This window comes from Oleiphilus sp. HI0086, from assembly GCF_001635225.1.
This window is the reverse complement of sequence record NZ_LWFZ01000658.1, coordinates 1-4,480: the sequence shown is the minus strand read 5'-3', so window position 1 is coordinate 4,480 and position 4,480 is coordinate 1. Positions and strand designations below refer to the sequence as shown.

The window sequence follows — 4,480 nt, the reverse complement described above, 5'->3', positions numbered from 1 at the left end:
TAGTCGTCGATGACGCCATTGTTACCGGCGAGAATATATACTCTCACCTGCGGCGTTCTGAGTCAGGTTTGGAAGCCGCGATCAATGGCACTAAAGAAGTCGCAGTTCCGGTAACCTTTGGTATTTTAACGACGATCGCAGCTTTTCTTCCCATTGCGTTTATTGAAGGCGTGCGCGGGCAATTGTTTGCGGCGATTCCGGTTGTTGTGATTCCTATATTGGTATTTTCTCTAATTGAGTCCAAGCTTGTTTTACCAGCTCACTTGAAGCGAATTAAGCTACAACCTCAAAATCAAAGCTCAGCCTTGGTGGCTGGCTTATCTCGTTTTCAGCAGCGCTTTGCCGACGGTTTTGAAAGTGTTGTCTTGCACTACTATCAGCCAGCACTTCAGTTGGCCTTGAAGTATCGCTACCTTTGTCTGGCGCTTAGTTTTGGTCTCTTATTTATTTTGTATGCCTTGGTTTCGACTGGGTGGATGAAGTTCATATTCTTCCCGAAGGTTCAAAGTGAGTTGGCACGTGCTAACCTGGAAATGCCTATAGGAACACCCGTCGAAGTGACTGATCGATATGTCTTGTCAATGCTGGGAGCTGCCCGTGAGCTTCAGGATAAGTATCACCTGGAAGGCGAGGCGGTGATTCGAAATATCATGGCAACAACTGGCTCTTCTGGTGGTTCGAGCCATATTGGGCGCGTGATATTTGAAATTACGCCGCCAGAAGAGCGTACTTTGGATATCACCAGTCGCGAGCTGGTTAATGAGTGGCGTGCATTAATTGGCCATGTGCCGGGCGCAGAGAAGTTAACTTATCGTGCTGAAATTGGTCGAGTCAGTGACCCGATTGATATCAAGCTGAGTGCGCAGGACTTTAATGCTCTCTCAGGTATTGCTGAGCTAATAAAAGAAAAGTTGGCAAGCTACCCGGGGGTATTTGATATTTCCGATAGCTATTCAGACGGTAAAGAGGCGATTGAGATAGTGCTTTTGCCTCAGGCTTCAGTATTAGGCCTGACACGTCAGGATATTATGTCTCAGGTGCGTGAAGCCTTTTATGGCTACGAGGTGCAAAGAATTCAGCGTGGTCGTGATGATATCAGGGTTGTGGTGCGTTATCCGAAGAGTGATCGGCAGTCTATTCGTTCACTGGAAGAATTCTTGATTCGTAATGCCCAGGGAAGTGCTGTGCCGCTCTCTCAAGTCGCGAGCTTACGAGCAGAGTCAACGCCGGCTGTTATTAGTCGTTTGAATCTGAAGCGTACTATTAGCGTTCGGGCTGATGTCGACAAACAAGCAACCAATATGTTGGTGTTGCAACAGGAGCTACGAGATTATATTGACCGGCAGCTTGGGCAGTTTCCGGGTGTGAGCTACAGTATGGAAGGTGAAGCGAAAGAGCAGCGCCAGTCTTTCGGGAGCTTGAAATGGGGCGTCTTATTTGTGCTGTTTATAATTTATAGCTTATTGGCGATCCCATTTAAGTCTTACTTGCAGCCGGTGGTCGTCATGGCGGTGATTCCTTTTGGCGCAATCGGAGCCATTGCCGGGCACTGGATTATGGGGATGGACCTGACGCTAATTAGCTTGCTGGGAATGTTGGCGCTTACGGGAATTGTCGTGAACGATAGCTTGGTTCTGGTGGATTTTGTTAACAAGCGCCGCAAGGAAGGCAGGGACTTATTGCTAACAGTTAGCGGTGCAGCTGCTGCACGATTCCGCCCAGTTATTCTTACCTCTTTGACCACCTTCTTTGGTTTGATGCCATTGCTGTTTGAACAGTCAACCCAGGCTCAGTTTCTGATTCCGATGGCGGTCTCTTTAGGCTTTGGTATTGTTTTCGCTACCTTAATTACCCTAGTGCTGGTGCCGGTAAATTATTTGGTGATTGCCGATATACAGAGACTGTTTCGCAAGCAAGCACTTAGCGACTAAACTGGCAGTAGCGGTGTGCCAGGCTAATCATGGCTTGATCTTCCGTCTCGAGTATAAGTTCTTTATCTTCGATATAAGAGAGTGCCTGCCCACTCAGCTGATTGCTACTTTGGCTCTGTTCCAGGTAGCAATATTGTTCAGAGGGAGTTTGTAGGTCATCTGGCTCGTAAGTCTTACCTGTTACCACATATTCACCTGTCGATATAAGTGTGCGGTGAAACACGGTAAAGGAGGTATCAATAAAGGCTTTGTCTGGATTGTTATTTGAATCTTGAGCCTCAGAGATAATCTTTAGGGCATCACTAGTCTTTCGGTCTGAGGCGGACTTGAGTATCGATTCGGTATAGGTGATATCGCTGCTGAAAAAGCTGCCTGAGCTTGAGAGCAACCACCAGATAGCCGCAGCTGTTAGGGCAAGCACGCAGAGGCTGACGGTGATGTGCATGGCCATCAGTGTGCGACGAGAGCTCTGCTGGAACTGATAAAGAGAGGAGAGCTCCAGTTGTTTATCCACTTGGGTATCTATAGCACGATTCATCGCATCGAAGTTGTGCGAGACGGACTCGTATTGCTCAGACTCTTTATCGCCTGTTGTTTGTTCACTTGCTTGCTTAGCCATCACTATGCCCGTTATTAGGCTTGGTTTCATCACGGCCTTTAGTATTGTTTTCCTTTAGGTCTTGCTCATCAAAGCTGTGATTCTCGGCAAGTTTGAGTAGCGACTTATCCTCCGTATACAAAGGTACGTGTACGATTTCCTTTTTGATGATCTCGACAGGAACTTCAACCTTAACCACTTTCTCGACAGGCACTTCTTTGATGACTTCGGTGGCGACTTCTTTTATCACGGGGCGGCGCTGCACTTGTCTCCAGTAGATGATAAGGCGGCGGGCGCTATTGAAAGCTTTCTTGGTAATTGAAGGGATGCTGTCTCGATCTGCTTTATAGTCTGCAATTGATGGGTCTCGAATAACGTAGGATGCAAAGGCCAATAAGATGCCAGTCACGGCAATAAGCAAAGCAAGGCTACCAAACCATAGTGTTGCAATGGTCATCACATCCTTTCTGCCCAGGTCAGCTGCAGACTCTTTGTTATACCACCATTGAGCCATGCGGTAGACTTGGTTGTCGCCAACTTTCAGGTTGACCAGATTACGCAGTTCAACGCGCTGTTTGCTCTTGTCAAAGATAGTCTGATCGAGTTCTTTAATAATGGCATCATTTTCAGAAAGCTGTTTGAATTCCTTTTCTCGTATTTGCTCATTCTCGCCTTGCTGTTCTTGGAATTTCTTTTCGACACGTGCCAATTCCTTCATATGAGTTTGAATGACCGATTCGATATCTTTTTCGCGGGCTCCTAGACTCTTGCTGAGCTTCAGTGATAGCGCCTGAATTTTTTGGTTTAGCGTATCTTCTCGTGCCTGATAGCGATCTTTGACGGCCTCGATATCCTGGTTATAAGTGGCTCGGAGTGTCTTTTGTTTGTCTGAGTCACTGAGTTTATTCAGTGCAAGGCGTAGGTCTTCAACCTTCTTCTCTTGCGTTTCGACGAGAGCATTCTGTTCTTTCTTAACTGAGTTTTCAGAGAAGAAGCCTGCATCAGCGATTTTCTTCTCTCGCTTCACTCGAAGCTCTTTTAGATAGGCTTGTTCATTGGCAAGCTGTTGTTGAAGGCTTCGGCGTTGAGTGTCTAGCTCACTGCTGGCATTGAGCGTCATTTGTCGTGAAGCCTCAATCAGTGCATCCAGTTCCTTCTGACGGTCAGCGCGTAAAGCTTTGAGCTGCTCGCGTCTATCTTCAATTTGCGCAGATAGGCCTTTGATATATTCATTTTGAGTTGCAGCGCGTAAGCCCTGAATGCGGTCCTGAATTACTTCTGCTTGGCGAGAACGCTCTTCTGATATGATGGCATGACGCTGGCTGTATTCGGCTTCAATTTGCGAAGAGCTTAAGCTTGCCAGACGAGTGCGCCGTATTTCGAGTGGTTCAATTTCCTCTTCGACGGCCACTAGTTCTTTCTTATGTTTATCGATTGAGAAAATCAGGGCATGAAAGTTTCTTTCGAAACCATTGAGGGCTGATTCAAAAGTGATAAAGGCTAGAAAAATTAGGGAGGTACCGAAGATAAACTTCCACTTTGTATTGCTGGTTTTATAGGTCGCCGCAACAAAAGGAATTTTGGTGATTTCGACAATCGCGACCATCAAAAAAGGCATCATGGCGATAAACACATTGGTGTAATCGCCAAAGCCCAAACCCTGAGGGCGATTATTTTCTATCTCGGTGAACGAACTGATGCCTTGCATAATGGAGATGGCAAAGCCGATAATCACGGCGCATATCTCAACCGCCCAGGCAAAGAATATTAGCTTTTTGCCAATGCTCTCGCGTTCCGGGTTTATCGTTAAAGAGGGTGCTTGAACCGGCTCAATTGAACTGGTAACGGTTTGAGCTTGGCCGTTTGTCATGCCTTTGGGTTTCCGTTATTGTTATTTTTTCGATTGTTTGTGTATGTTATCGAAGTTTTACGCTTAAGCTACTTCGTTCAC

The 4,480-nt window shown here is 46.5% G+C and carries 3 protein-coding genes; 1 reads left to right on the top strand and 2 read right to left on the bottom strand.

What is annotated here, in order from left to right:
- Positions 1-1,931, top strand: a 1,931-nt coding sequence (locus A3756_RS09390; protein ID WP_197481258.1) for an efflux RND transporter permease subunit, incomplete at its 5' end; no start/stop codon positions are given.
- On the opposite strand, the gene A3756_RS09385 is transcribed toward A3756_RS09390, so the two are convergent.
- Both A3756_RS09385 and A3756_RS09380 read right to left on the bottom strand, forming a co-directional pair.
- Positions 1,921-2,550, bottom strand: a complete 630-nt coding sequence (locus tag A3756_RS09385) for a hypothetical protein (protein WP_068553390.1) — start codon at positions 2,548-2,550, stop codon at positions 1,921-1,923. The genes A3756_RS09390 and A3756_RS09385 overlap by 11 nt on opposite strands.
- Positions 2,543-4,399, bottom strand: a complete 1,857-nt coding sequence (locus A3756_RS09380) for a hypothetical protein (protein ID WP_068553389.1) — start codon at positions 4,397-4,399, stop codon at positions 2,543-2,545. The genes A3756_RS09385 and A3756_RS09380 overlap by 8 nt, the downstream gene beginning before the upstream one ends.
- Between the last annotated feature and the right edge of the window lie 81 nt (positions 4,400-4,480).

Excerpts from the sequence above, each read along its gene's own strand:
- A3756_RS09385 (WP_068553390.1), bottom strand. The coding sequence starts at position 2,550 with ATGGCTAAGCAAGCAAGTGAACAAACAACAGGCGATAAAGAGTCTGAG.
- A3756_RS09380 (WP_068553389.1), bottom strand. The coding sequence starts at position 4,399 with ATGACAAACGGCCAAGCTCAAACCGTTACCAGTTCAATTGAGCCGGTT.